This window comes from Pseudomonas sp. S37, assembly GCF_016658545.1.
Lineage (GTDB): Bacteria > Pseudomonadota > Gammaproteobacteria > Pseudomonadales > Pseudomonadaceae > Aquipseudomonas.
Window position 1 is genome coordinate 32,673 of sequence record NZ_JACVZC010000041.1, and the last position, 12,490, is coordinate 45,162.

Sequence of the window (12,490 nt, forward strand, 5' to 3'; positions counted from 1 at the left end):
GCCTTGAGCGCTATGGAGTTCCCTGTGGGAGCGGGTTTACCCGCGAATGGCCTTACCTCAATCCAACGCCTTCCAGATCTCGGTCGCATACTCGCGAATGGTCCGGTCCGACGAGAACCAACCCATCCGCGCCGTATTCAGCACCGCCATGCGCCACCACTCCTGCGGCGCGTGCCACAGCTCCTCGACCCGGCGCTGGGCATCCCAGTAGGCATCGAAATCGGCGCACACCAGGAAGCGGTCATAGGCCACCAACCCGTCGATCAGGCCGGTGTAGCGCGACGGGTCGTCCGGCGAGAACACCCCGCTGCGAATCGCCTGCAGCACATCGCCCAGGCGGCTGGAGGCCGCAATGGCCGCATTGGCACCAAAGTCCCCGGCCTTGCGCCGTGCCTCCACCTGCTGCGCCGTGAGGCCAAAGATGAACATGTTGTCGGCCCCCACCTGCTCGCACATCTCCACGTTGGCGCCATCCAGGGTGCCAATGGTCAGCGCGCCGTTCAGGCCGAACTTCATGTTGCTGGTGCCGGAGGCTTCATAGCCAGCGGTGGAAATCTGCTCGGACAGGTCCGCTGCCGGGATGATGCTCTCGGCCAGGCTGACGTTGTAGTTGGGCAGGAACACCACCTTGAGCAGGCCACGCACGGTCGGGTCGTTGTTCACCACCCGGGCGATGTCGTTGGCCAGCTTGATGATCAGCTTGGCCTGGTGGTAACTGGCCGCAGCCTTGCCGGCGAAGATCTTCACCCGTGGCACCCAGTGGGTGCTCGGGTCGTTGCGCATGGCCTGGTACAGCGCCACGGTGTGCAACAGGTTGAGCAGCTGGCGTTTGTACTCGTGGATGCGCTTGACCTGCACATCGAACAGCGCTTCGGGGTTGACCGTGACGCCGATGCGGTCCTGGATGATGCTGGCCAGGGCACGCTTGCTGTGCAGGCGCTGGGCGGCGAACTGCTTGCGGAAACCGGCCTTGTCAGCGAACGGCACCAGAGCAGCCAGGCGCCCTTCGGGGTCGTCCTTCAGCTCCGGCCCCAGCGCTTCGACAAGCATTTCGGTCAGCTGCGGGTTGGACTGGTACAGCCAACGGCGGAAGGTGATGCCGTTGGTCTTGTTGTTGATACGCTGCGGGTACAGCTTGTGCAGCTCGGCAAACACCGTGCTTTTCATCAGCTGGCTGTGCAGCGCCGATACGCCGTTGACGCTGTGCGAACCGAGAAACGCCAGGTTACCCATGCGCACACGGCGGCCGTTGTCCTCCTCGATCAGCGACACCGCCCGCAATACGTCGAAATCGTGCAGGCCTTTGGCCCGCAGGCTGTCGATGTGATAGGCGTTTATCAGGTAGATGATCTGCATGTGCCGCGGCAACATGCGTTCCATCAGTGCCACCGGCCAGGTTTCCAGGGCCTCGGGCAGCAGCGTGTGGTTGGTGTAGGCCAGGGTGCCGACGGTCAGCTCCCAGGCCGTGTCCCAAGGGATTTCATGTTGGTCGACCAGCAACCGCATCAATTCGGCCACGGCGATCGACGGGTGGGTGTCGTTGAGCTGGATGGCCGCCGCGTCCGGCAGGTTGAGCAGGTTGTCGTGCATGTTCAAATGGCGGCGCAGCAGGTCTTGCAGCGAGGCCGAAACGAAGAAGTATTCCTGGCGCAGGCGCAACTCCTGGCCGGCCTCGGTGCTGTCGGCCGGGTACAGCACCCGCGAGATGCTCTCGGCCCTTGCCACTTCGGCGACTGCCCCCAGGTGGTCGCCGGCATTGAAGCGCTCCAGGTGCAGCTCTTCAAGAGCCCGCGCGCGCCACAAACGCAAGGTATTCACGCTGGAGCCTCGCCAGCCGACAACCGGGGTGTCATAGGCAACCGCGCGTACAGTCTCGCCAGGCGTCCACACCTGACGCTGCTGCCCGTGGTTGTCGCTGAGCGTTTCGACGCTGCCGCCAAAGCTGATCGGGTAGATCACCTCGGCGCGCTCGAACTCCCAGGGGTTGCCGAAGTCCAGCCAGTTTTCGGTCTGCTCCTGCTGCCAGCCATCGACCACCGCCTGGCGGAACAAGCCGTGCTCGTAGCGAATGCCGTAGCCGTGGGCGGCAATGCCCAAGGTCGACATGCTTTCCATGAAGCACGCGGCCAGGCGGCCCAGGCCGCCATTGCCCAACGCAGCGTCCGGCTCCAGCAGGCGGATACGCTCCAGGTCGACGTCCAGGCCCTCCAGCGCATCGCGGGCGATGTCCAGCAGGCCCAGGTTGCTCAGGCTGTCGTAGAGCAGGCGGCCGATAAGGAATTCCAGGGAAAGGTAATACACGCGCTTCTGGCTGCGCCGATAGGCCTGGCGGGTGTGGTCCATCCAGTGGTCGACCATGTGATCGCGCGCAGCCAGGGCGATGGCTTCGAACCAGTCATGGTCGAAGGCGTGCTCCGGGTCCTTGCCGACCGCGTAGGTCAGCTTGTTCAGTACAGCGGCACGAAAATCCGCGACTTCGGCGTCACGAGCTTTGGGTTCCTGGGACATGCGGCATCCTCGGGCAAGTTGACGAAAGCGGAGGGAGATTGTTCAGCCTAGACGCTTCGACCGGGAGCGAAAGCCTGGGTTCGTGGTTTTCATGATCGTTTGCGCATTCGGTCAAAAGGTTGTTCATTAATTGAGCAATTCCGGTATGATCGCGCGCCCCAAGACCGTGATTCACCCCCTATAAAGATGAAAACGACCCTGATCGCCGCGGCCGAAGTCGACCGCCTGGAGACCTGGCAGCGCTACACCAGCAACATGTGCCATGGCTGCCATTCGACCTGCTGCACCCTGCCGGTGGAGGTGAAGATCAAGGATCTGATCCGTATCGGCGTGGTCGACGAGTTCGAAAAAGACGAACCGCCGAAGAACGTGGCCAAGCGCCTGCAGAAAGAAGGCATCATCGAGCGCTTCAACCAGAAGTCGGGGATTTTCACCCTGACCCGGATGAGCAACGATGACTGCATGTACCTGGATCGTAAAAGCCGGCTGTGCACCATTTATGACAAGCGCCCGGACACCTGCCGCAACCACCCCAAGGTCGGGCCGCGGCCGGGGTATTGTGCTTACAAGCCCAAAGTGGTTGGGCGTTGACGCCTGCGCAGAGAGTGAATAGACTTTTAATCGTCTTGATGTACACGGAGCTTCCTACAGGAAGTGTCTAGACGCCGCCACCTGGTTCCGGCCGTGCCGGTTGATGGGAGAAATCCCTAAGGGCATCCGCGATACGACCCCCTTAATTGGGGGTTTCGTATTTTTACAGATCGCTATCGCCTTGCAGGTCGTCGAATCGGCTCATTTCTGAGTTTCTTCAGCATCAGCAACCAGCCTTTGATCTTCTCATGCCGTTTCAAGCTCGTCGGCCGGCTTGAAGGGTGGTTTTGGTCACGTATATAGGCACTTTCAACATGCACCTTGAGGCTGCGGGCTGAATCGCGGCGCAAGTTGAAGTACACCTCATATCGGCTCCCATCTGGATAACCAAACTGATTACCTTCCAATGTCAGCCAGTTGCTATGCCCAGTAAACAGGCATTGCCGATCGGCTAACGAAGCCATGATGGCCGGCAGCTGCAATGAAAGCTGGTGTCGCCCCGGGCAAAACGCTCGCCGAATGCCTCGATGGTCGATCAGCAGATGATCTTGGCCAATATCATGAAAATCCAGCTCCATGCCTTGCTTAGGACCGAAACTTACGCAGTGGCTGGAATACTCGACGACTAAGGTCAACGCTTGCAGCCCATGTGCTTCAAGCCCAGGGATTGCCAGCAGGTGTGATTCAGGGCGCAAATGAAGCAAGCTCCAGCAGGTACCGGCAACATCAATTTGGCCATTGGCCAAATGCTCCTTCCACCCCTTGCCTTTCATTGTCAGTCTCAAGCAATTTCCAGCAGCCAGCCTACTGAGGCTATCGACCCTTGCCAAAAACTCCTTGGTAAGCAATTACTTCAATTGAAATATGAAGCAATAGAAGTAGCTTCCCGTTGATAGAAATCACAGCAAGCTAGACAGTCCAATGACTCCCCACAAGACATCGCTGGCGTTACAGAACCCCTTACATCCGTTTGTGAGATCGCTTACAAATACTTCGCCACCCCAATAAAAAACGCCCCCGGCCTTTCGACCGGGGGCGTTTTCATTCAGCCAGAGCTAACTCAGTTCTTGGCTTTCTTGGCAGCGCGGGTACGCTCGCCTTCGTCCAGGATCTTCTTGCGCAGACGGATCGACTTAGGCGTCACTTCGCACAGCTCGTCGTCCTGGATGAATTCCAGGGCCTGTTCCAGGGTGTGGCGAACTGGCGGCACCAGGGCGATGACTTCGTCTTTGCCCGAAGCACGCATGTTGTCCAGTTTCTTGCCCTTGGTCGGGTTCACGCCCAGGTCGTTGTCACGGCTGTTCAGGCCGATGATCTGACCGTTGTAGATCTCCTGGCCGTGTTCAACGAACAGCTTGCCGCGAGCCTGCAGGGTTTCCAGCGAGTAGGTCAGCGCCTTGCCGGTTTCGACCGAAACCAGAACACCGTTCAGGCGGCCGGACATCTGGCCCGACTTCATGGTGTCGTAGCGGTCGAAGATCGAGGTCAGGATGCCTGCACCGTTGGTCAGGGTCAGGAACTGGTTACGGAAACCGATCAGACCACGGGCTGGAATGTTGTATTCCAGGCGAACACGGCCCTTGCCATCCGGCACCATGTTGGTCAGGTCGCCTTTACGCAGGCCCATCTCTTCCATGACCTTGCCCTGGGATTCTTCAGGGATGTCGATGGTGACGTTCTCGAACGGCTCCTGCTTGACGCCGTCGACTTCGCGGATGATTACTTCAGGGCGGCCTACAGCCATCTCGAAGCCTTCACGACGCATGGTTTCGATCAGTACCGACAGGTGCAGCTCACCACGGCCCGATACCTTGAACTTGTCAGGGGAATCGGTTTCCTGAACGCGCAGGGCTACGTTGTACAGCAGCTCTTTGTCCAGACGGTCTTTGATGTTACGGCTGGTGACGAACTTGCCTTCCTTGCCGCAGAACGGCGAGTCGTTGACCTGGAAGGTCATCGAAACGGTTGGCTCGTCAACGGTCAGCGGCTTCATCGCTTCTACCGCGTCCGGGGCGCACAGGGTGTCGGAGATGAACAGCTCGTCGAAACCGCTGATGCAGACGATGTCGCCAGCCTGGGCTTCTTCAACGTCTACACGGTGCAGGCCGTGGTGGCCCATCAGCTTCAGGATGCGGCCGTTGCGCTTCTTGCCGTTGGTGTCGATGGCGACAACCGGGGTGTTCGGCTTGACGCGACCACGGGCGATACGGCCAACGCCGATAACACCGAGGAAGCTGTTGTAGTCCAGTGCGGAGATCTGCATCTGGAACGAGCCGTCACGGTCAACGTCCGGCGCCGGTACGTTGTCGACGATCGACTGGTACAGGGCGGTCATGTCTTCGCCCATTTCGGTGTGGTCCAGACCGGCGATGCCGTTCAGGGCCGAGGCGTAGACGACTTTGAAGTCCAGCTGTTCGTCGGTGGCACCGAGGTTGTCGAACAGGTCGAAGATCTGGTCCAGAACCCAGTCAGGACGCGCGCCCGGGCGGTCAACCTTGTTGATCACGACGATTGGCTTCAGGCCGGCTTCGAAGGCCTTCTTGGTCACGAAGCGGGTTTGCGGCATCGGGCCGTCCTGGGCGTCGACCAGCAGCAGCACGGAGTCGACCATCGACATTACACGCTCAACCTCGCCACCGAAGTCGGCGTGGCCGGGGGTGTCGACGATGTTGATGTGATAGCCGTTCCAGTTGATGGCGGTGTTTTTCGCCAGAATGGTAATACCGCGCTCTTTTTCCTGGTCGTTGGAGTCCATGACGCGCTCGTCGTTGAGCTCGTTACGCTCCAGGGTGCCGGACTGACGCAGGAGTTTGTCGACCAGGGTGGTTTTACCATGGTCAACGTGGGCGATGATGGCGATGTTACGCAGATTTTCGATCACAAGTGTATCTCGATCAGAGGATTCGGTTGCCGCCCAGTGTAGGCGGCGAATATGTACTGTTTAAGGCTCAGCGGGCCCGGCGGTCGGGAGGGCGATGGCGGATACTGCCGCCATACAGCCCCGGCGTCTTATGTCGGACGATAAACACGCACATTGGCATGTCCCTCACTGAGCAGGTGGTGTGCGTGCAAACGGCTCATCACACCCTTGTCGCAATACAGCAAGTACTGGCGCGTTGGGTCCAGGTGCTTGAACTTGCTGTTGATGGCATAGAACGGCATGGCCTGGATTTCGATACCTTCGAGCACCAGAGGTTCGTCTTCCTGGGCATCGGGGTGACGAATGTCGATGACGATCTGGCCTGGCAGCGCCTCGGCCACTTCCTCGATTTCGATGTCCTTGCCCAACTCATCGATCACGTGGTCGATGGAAATGAACTTGGCGCGCTCCAGGGCGCGCTCCAGCACGGCCATGTCGAACTGCTTTTCTTCGTGCTCCATGCGGTGACGCTTGGCATGGGTGGTCGGGTTCACCGAGATCACGCCGCAGTATTCGGGCATGTGCTTGGCGAAGTCGGCGGTGCCGATTTCGGTAGCCTGGTCGATGATGTCCTGCTTGTGGCTGGCCAGCAGCGGGCGCAGTACCAGCTTGTCGGTGGCCGAGTCGATGATCGACAGGTTCGGCAGGGTCTGGCTGGACACCTGGGAAATCGCTTCGCCAGTCACCAGCGCGTCGATCTGCAGGCGGTCGGCCATGTGGGCAGCGCCGCGCAGCATCATGCGCTTGAGGGTCACGCCCATGTAGCTGTTGTCGACCTTGTTGAGGATCTCGCCAACCACTTCTTCGAACGGCACGCTGATGAACAGCACGCGCTGGCTGCTGCCGTACTTCTTCCACAGGTAGTGGGCCACTTCCATCACGCCCAGTTCGTGGGCACGGCCGCCGAGGTTGAAGAAGCAGAAATGGGTCATCAGGCCACGGCGCATCATCTGGTAGGCGGCAACGGTGGAGTCGAAACCACCGGACATCAGTACCAGGGTTTGCTCAAGGGCACCCAGCGGGTAGCCGCCGATGCCGTTGTGCTGGTTGTGGATCACGTACAGGCGCTGGTTGCGGATCTCCATGCGCACTACGACTTCAGGCGTTTTCAGGTCGATGCCGGCGGCGCCGCACTGCTGGCGCAGCTGGCTGCCGACGTAACGGTCGACGTCCATCGAGGTGAAGTCGTGGTGGCCGCCGCGCTTGCAACGCACCGAGAAGCGCTTGCCGGCCAGCAGGTGGCCAAAATGGTGCTTGCACTTGGCGACGATGTCGTCGAAGTCACCCAGCGGGTACTCCTCGACCTGCAGGAAGTGGGTGATACCCGGCGTGCAGGTGAGGCGCTCGATCATCTCGCGCTGGACTTTCTCGTCTTCGACGCGGGTGACCACTTCGAGATTATCCCAGACACCGTCGACCGCGAGCTCAGGATCGAGGTCCTTGAGCACGTTGCGGATGTTCTTGCCGAGCTGGCGGATGAAGCGCTTGCGCACCGGCCGGCTCTTGATGGTGATTTCTGGGAAGACTTTGACGATAAGTTTCATTGGTTAACAGCGCGCGCAGGGCCTGCCGAAAATGAGGGGCGCAAATTATAGCGGAAATTGCTCAGGATTTGACCAACTTTTGATCAGAAGCTTTTAGATAAATGCAGGGGTGGTTTTTGTGCCGCCTGTTCCGGCCCTTTCGCGGGTGAACCCGCTCCCACAATGACCGCACAGATTTCGAAGGGGTGTAATTCCTGTGGGAGCGGGTTCACCCGCGAAGAGGCCCTCAAAAAAAGTACATCACTCAAGCTGTGCACCATAGCGGTGCACCGATACCAAAATTCGCATCTTAAGGGTGCATTTTTATAGCCCAACCCCCCGCCAAATGCCCGCAAACGCCCCCTTTTATCCCGCCCTCGCCATTTTCGGGCACTGGCATGCAATTTGCTCCCTTGTGAGGCAGGTAAGCTTGGCCGACTATCCGCGCCCGGCAACACCCTTTTTCCAGGGCAGCGGCCCACCGCGCTCTAGACCATCCGGAGGACAACATGTCGAAGTCGGTTCAACTCATCAAAGATCATGACGTCAAGTGGATTGATCTGCGTTTCACGGACACCAAAGGCATTCAGCACCACGTGACCATGCCGTCGCGTGATGCGCTGGACGAGGACTTCTTCGAAGTCGGCAAGATGTTCGACGGTTCCTCCATCGCTGGCTGGAAAGGCATCGAAGCATCCGACATGATCCTGATGCCGGTTGACGACACTGCCGTCCTGGACCCGTTCACCGAAGAACCTACCCTGATCATCACCTGCGACATCGTCGACCCGTCGAGCATGCAGGGCTACGATCGCGACCCACGCGCCATCGCCAAGCGCGCCGAAGAGTACCTGAAGAGCACCGGCATCGGTGACACCGTATTCGCCGGCCCAGAGCCAGAGTTCTTCATCTTCGACGAAGTGAAGTTCAAGTCGGACATCTCCGGCTCGATGTTCAAGATCTTCTCCGAGCAAGGCTCGTGGATGACCGACGCTGACGTGGAAGGCGGCAACAAAGGCCACCGCCCTGGAGTGAAAGGCGGCTACTTCCCGGTTCCGCCGTTCGACCACGACCACGAAATCCGTACTGCCATGTGCAACGCACTGGAAGAAATGGGCCAGACCGTTGAAGTTCACCACCACGAAGTGGCGACTGCCGGCCAGAACGAAATCGGCGTCAAGTTCAACACCCTGGTGAAGAAGGCTGACGAAGTACAGGCGCTGAAATACGTCGTGCACAACGTTGCCGACGCCTACGGCCGTACCGCTACCTTCATGCCGAAGCCACTGTACGGCGACAACGGCTCGGGCATGCACGTACACATGTCGATCTGGAAAGAAGGCAAGAACACCTTCTCCGGCGAAGGTTATGCCGGCCTGTCCGACACTGCCCTGTACTTCATCGGCGGTATCATCAAGCACGGTAAGGCCCTGAACGGCTTCACCAACCCGTCGACCAACTCGTACAAGCGTCTGGTTCCAGGCTTCGAAGCCCCGGTAATGCTGGCCTACTCGGCGCGCAACCGCTCCGCCTCGATCCGTATTCCTTACGTCGGCAGCCCGAAAGCCCGCCGTATCGAAGCGCGCTTCCCGGACCCATCGGCCAACCCGTACCTGGCCTTCGCGGCCCTGCTGATGGCTGGCCTGGACGGCATCCAGAACAAGATCCACCCAGGCGACGCGGCCGACAAGAACCTGTACGACCTGCCGCCAGAAGAAGCCAAGAACATCCCGCAAGTGTGCGGCAGCCTGAAAGAAGCCCTGGAAGAGCTGGATAAAGGCCGTGCGTTCCTGACCAAGGGCGGCGTGTTCTCCGACGACTTCATCGACGCCTTCATCGAGCTGAAGAGCGAAGAAGAAATCAAGGTCCGCACCTTCGTACACCCGCTGGAATACGAGCTGTACTACAGCTGCTGATCTGACCGGCGCCACGCGCCGGTAGCATGATCAAACGGCCTCCTTCGGGAGGCCGTTTTCGTTTCTGCGCCCCTTGTGCCTGCACTGCAACGTCCCTCGCCACGCTATGCTCTATCTTGGTGCACAAATCTGCGACGTGCCCCGATTTGCTCCCCAATCTGGTTCAAGTTAAACGTTTCACCAAGAGTTTCTGATCCGAATTTGCGCAGATTCAGGCCTTTCTCGCTAATCCCGCTTCTTTTCGGAGCTTTGGTTTGTTTCTTGCATTTTCTTCTACAGAGTCTCGCATCAGCGGGCCCACCCCGTGTCCGGCCCTGGCCAAGGCAGTGCCAGGCAAGCGCCAAAAGAGGTCAACGACGCCCTATGACCATCAGCGATGCACAGCACCGTCTGCTTCTGGACAACCTGACCACCGCCACGTTGCTGCTCAATGCCGAGCTGCGCCTGGAATACATGAACCCGGCTGCAGAAATGCTGCTGGCGGTCAGCGGCCAGCGCAGCCATGGGCAGTTCATCAGCGAACTGTTCACTGAATCGACCGAGGCACTCAGCTCGCTGCGCCAGGCCGTCGAGCAGGCGCACCCGTTCACCAAGCGTGAAGCACAGCTCACCTCACTGACCGGGCAGACCATCACCGTCGACTACGCGGTTACGCCAATCCTGCATCAGGGCCAGACCCTGCTGTTGCTGGAGGTACACCCACGCGACCGGCTGCTGCGCATCACCAAGGAAGAGGCCCAGCTGAGCAAGCAGGAAACCACCAAGATGCTGGTGCGCGGCCTGGCCCACGAAATCAAGAACCCCCTCGGGGGCATCCGTGGCGCCGCCCAGTTGCTGGCCCGCGAGCTGCCCGAGGACGGCCTGCGCGACTACACCAACGTGATCATCGAAGAAGCCGACCGCCTGCGTAACCTGGTCGACCGCATGCTTGGCTCGAACAAGCTGCCGTCGCTGGCCATGACCAATATTCACGAAGTGCTGGAGCGGGTGTGCAGCCTGGTCGAGGCCGAAAGCCAGGGCTGCATCACTTTGGTGCGCGACTACGACCCAAGCCTGCCGGACGTGCTGATCGACCGCGAACAGATGATCCAGGCGGTACTCAACATCGTGCGCAATGCCATGCAGGCGATCAGCTCGCAGAATGAGCTGCGCCTGGGCCGCATCACGCTGCGCAGCCGCGCCTTGCGCCAGTTCACCATCGGCCATGTGCGTCATCGCCTGGTCGCCCGGGTGGAAATCATCGACAACGGCCCGGGCATCCCGCCGGAACTGCAGGACACCCTCTTCTATCCCATGGTCAGTGGTCGCCCGGACGGTACCGGGCTGGGCCTGGCCATTACCCAGAACATCATCAGCCAGCACCAGGGCCTGATCGAGTGTGAAAGCCACGCAGGGCACACCGCCTTCTCGATCTACCTGCCCCTGGAACAAGGAGCCACCGCCTCATGAGCCGAAGTGAAACCGTATGGATCGTCGACGATGATCGCTCCATCCGCTGGGTCCTGGAAAAAGCCCTGCAACAGGAAGGCATGACCACCCAGAGCTTCGACAGCGCAGACGGTGTAATGGGCCGACTGGCTCGCCAGCAGCCCGACGTGATCATTTCCGACATTCGCATGCCGGGCGCCAGCGGCCTGGACCTGCTGGCGCAGATTCGCGAGCAGCACCCGCGCCTGCCGGTGATCATCATGACCGCGCATTCCGACCTGGACAGTGCGGTGGCCTCGTACCAGGGCGGTGCTTTCGAATACCTGCCCAAGCCATTCGACGTCGACGAAGCAGTGTCGCTGGTCAAGCGCGCCAACCAGCACGCCCAGGAGCAACAGGGCCTGGATGTACCGCAGAGCCTGGCGGCCACCCCGGAGATCATCGGCGAAGCCCCGGCGATGCAGGAGGTGTTCCGCGCCATCGGTCGCCTCAGCCACTCCAACATCACCGTGCTGATCAACGGCGAGTCGGGTACCGGTAAAGAACTGGTGGCCCACGCCCTGCACCGCCACAGCCCGCGTGCGGCGTCGCCGTTCATTGCCCTTAACATGGCCGCCATCCCGAAGGACCTGATGGAGTCCGAGCTGTTCGGCCATGAAAAAGGCGCTTTCACCGGCGCTGCCAACCTGCGCCGTGGCCGTTTCGAACAGGCCGACGGCGGCACACTGTTCCTCGACGAAATCGGTGACATGCCCGCCGACACCCAGACCCGTCTGCTGCGGGTGCTGGCCGATGGCGAATTCTACCGGGTGGGCGGCCATGTGCCGGTCAAGGTCGATGTGCGTATCATCGCCGCCACGCACCAGAACCTCGAGTCGCTGGTGCAGGCTGGCAAGTTCCGCGAGGACTTGTTCCACCGCCTGAACGTGATCCGCATTCACATCCCGCGCCTGGCCGACCGCCGCGAGGACATCCCTGCACTGGCCCGGCACTTCCTCGCCCGTGCTGCCCAGGAGCTGGCCGTCGAGCCGAAGGTTCTCAAGCCGGAAACCGAAGAATTCATCCGCAACCTGCCATGGCCAGGTAACGTGCGGCAGATGGAGAACACCTGCCGTTGGATTACCGTAATGGCCTCCAGCCGCGAAGTGCTGATCGGCGACTTACCGCCGGAGCTGCTGAACCTGCCACAGGACGCCGCGCCGGTCACCAACTGGGAGCAGGCCCTGCGCCAATGGGCCGACCAGGCGCTGGCGCGCGGGCAGACCAACCTGCTGGACAGCGCCGTGCCGAGCTTTGAGCGCATCATGATCGAGACGGCGCTCAAGCATACCGCCGGGCGCCGGCGTGATGCGGCGCTGCTGCTGGGCTGGGGGCGCAATACCCTGACGCGCAAGATCAAGGAGCTGGGGATGAATGTGGCTGGGGGAGATGAAGAAGAAGGTGATGAGCACTGAGCTCTGAGTTAACCCTTTAGATTTCTGGGGCTGCTTTGCAGCCCATCGCGACACAAGGCCGCTCCTACAGGAAATCGCGTTCCCCTGTAGGAGCGGCCTTGAACTGGCCTAATGATCCCGGACACCTCTTAAGGGCGATATGATTCGCCC

8 protein-coding genes are annotated in these 12,490 nt (G+C 60.4%); 4 read left to right on the forward strand and 4 right to left on the reverse strand.

Features of this window, described 5'->3' with window-relative positions:
• Positions 1-57 precede the first annotated feature (57 nt).
• The gene (locus tag IAE39_RS14765; RefSeq protein WP_201203568.1) at positions 58-2,508 is read right to left on the reverse strand and encodes a glycogen/starch/alpha-glucan phosphorylase; all 2,451 of its coding nucleotides are present in this window, start codon (positions 2,506-2,508) and stop codon (positions 58-60) included.
• Positions 2,509-2,694: 186 nt separating this feature from the next.
• Here IAE39_RS14765 and IAE39_RS14770 point away from each other — a divergent pair, with 186 nt between their 5' ends.
• Positions 2,695-3,099, forward strand: coding sequence for a YkgJ family cysteine cluster protein (locus tag IAE39_RS14770; protein WP_003249225.1), 405 nt, complete (start codon positions 2,695-2,697; stop codon positions 3,097-3,099).
• Between the two features lie 173 nt (positions 3,100-3,272).
• Here IAE39_RS14770 and IAE39_RS14775 read toward each other — a convergent pair whose 3' ends face one another.
• From IAE39_RS14775 to thiI, 3 genes are all read right to left on the reverse strand, one after another.
• Complete coding sequence (locus tag IAE39_RS14775; RefSeq protein ID WP_201203569.1) at positions 3,273-3,872, reverse strand: hypothetical protein; 600 nt, start codon at positions 3,870-3,872, stop codon at positions 3,273-3,275.
• 287 nt (positions 3,873-4,159) lie between these two features.
• Positions 4,160-5,980: a translational GTPase TypA gene (gene typA, locus IAE39_RS14780; protein WP_201203572.1), complete on the reverse strand. Its 1,821-nt coding sequence runs from the start codon at positions 5,978-5,980 to the stop codon at positions 4,160-4,162.
• Between the two features lie 128 nt (positions 5,981-6,108).
• On the reverse strand, positions 6,109-7,563 hold the full coding sequence (thiI, locus tag IAE39_RS14785) for a tRNA uracil 4-sulfurtransferase ThiI (protein ID WP_201203573.1): 1,455 nt from the start codon (positions 7,561-7,563) through the stop codon (positions 6,109-6,111).
• Between the two features lie 488 nt (positions 7,564-8,051).
• Here thiI and glnA point away from each other — a divergent pair, with 488 nt between their 5' ends.
• The 3 genes from glnA to ntrC all read left to right on the forward strand — a co-directional run bounded on the left by glnA (position 8,052) and on the right by ntrC (position 12,340).
• Positions 8,052-9,458: a type I glutamate--ammonia ligase gene (glnA, locus tag IAE39_RS14790; protein WP_201203582.1), complete on the forward strand. Its 1,407-nt coding sequence runs from the start codon at positions 8,052-8,054 to the stop codon at positions 9,456-9,458.
• 363 nt (positions 9,459-9,821) lie between these two features.
• The gene (gene glnL, locus IAE39_RS14795) at positions 9,822-10,907 is read left to right on the forward strand and encodes a nitrogen regulation protein NR(II) (RefSeq protein WP_110745124.1); all 1,086 of its coding nucleotides are present in this window, start codon (positions 9,822-9,824) and stop codon (positions 10,905-10,907) included.
• Positions 10,904-12,340: a nitrogen regulation protein NR(I) gene (ntrC, locus tag IAE39_RS14800; RefSeq protein ID WP_201203584.1), complete on the forward strand. Its 1,437-nt coding sequence runs from the start codon at positions 10,904-10,906 to the stop codon at positions 12,338-12,340. The genes glnL and ntrC overlap by 4 nt, the downstream gene beginning before the upstream one ends.
• Positions 12,341-12,490 lie beyond the last annotated feature (150 nt).

Excerpts from the sequence above, each read along its gene's own strand:
- glnA (WP_201203582.1), top strand. The coding sequence starts at position 8,052 with ATGTCGAAGTCGGTTCAACTCATCAAAGATCATGACGTCAAGTGGATT.
- ntrC (WP_201203584.1), top strand. The coding sequence starts at position 10,904 with ATGAGCCGAAGTGAAACCGTATGGATCGTCGACGATGATCGCTCCATC.
- thiI (WP_201203573.1), bottom strand. The coding sequence starts at position 7,563 with ATGAAACTTATCGTCAAAGTCTTCCCAGAAATCACCATCAAGAGCCGG.
- IAE39_RS14765 (WP_201203568.1), bottom strand. The coding sequence starts at position 2,508 with ATGTCCCAGGAACCCAAAGCTCGTGACGCCGAAGTCGCGGATTTTCGT.
- glnL (WP_110745124.1), top strand. The coding sequence starts at position 9,822 with ATGACCATCAGCGATGCACAGCACCGTCTGCTTCTGGACAACCTGACC.
- IAE39_RS14770 (WP_003249225.1), top strand. The coding sequence starts at position 2,695 with ATGAAAACGACCCTGATCGCCGCGGCCGAAGTCGACCGCCTGGAGACC.
- IAE39_RS14775 (WP_201203569.1), bottom strand. The coding sequence starts at position 3,872 with ATGAAAGGCAAGGGGTGGAAGGAGCATTTGGCCAATGGCCAAATTGAT.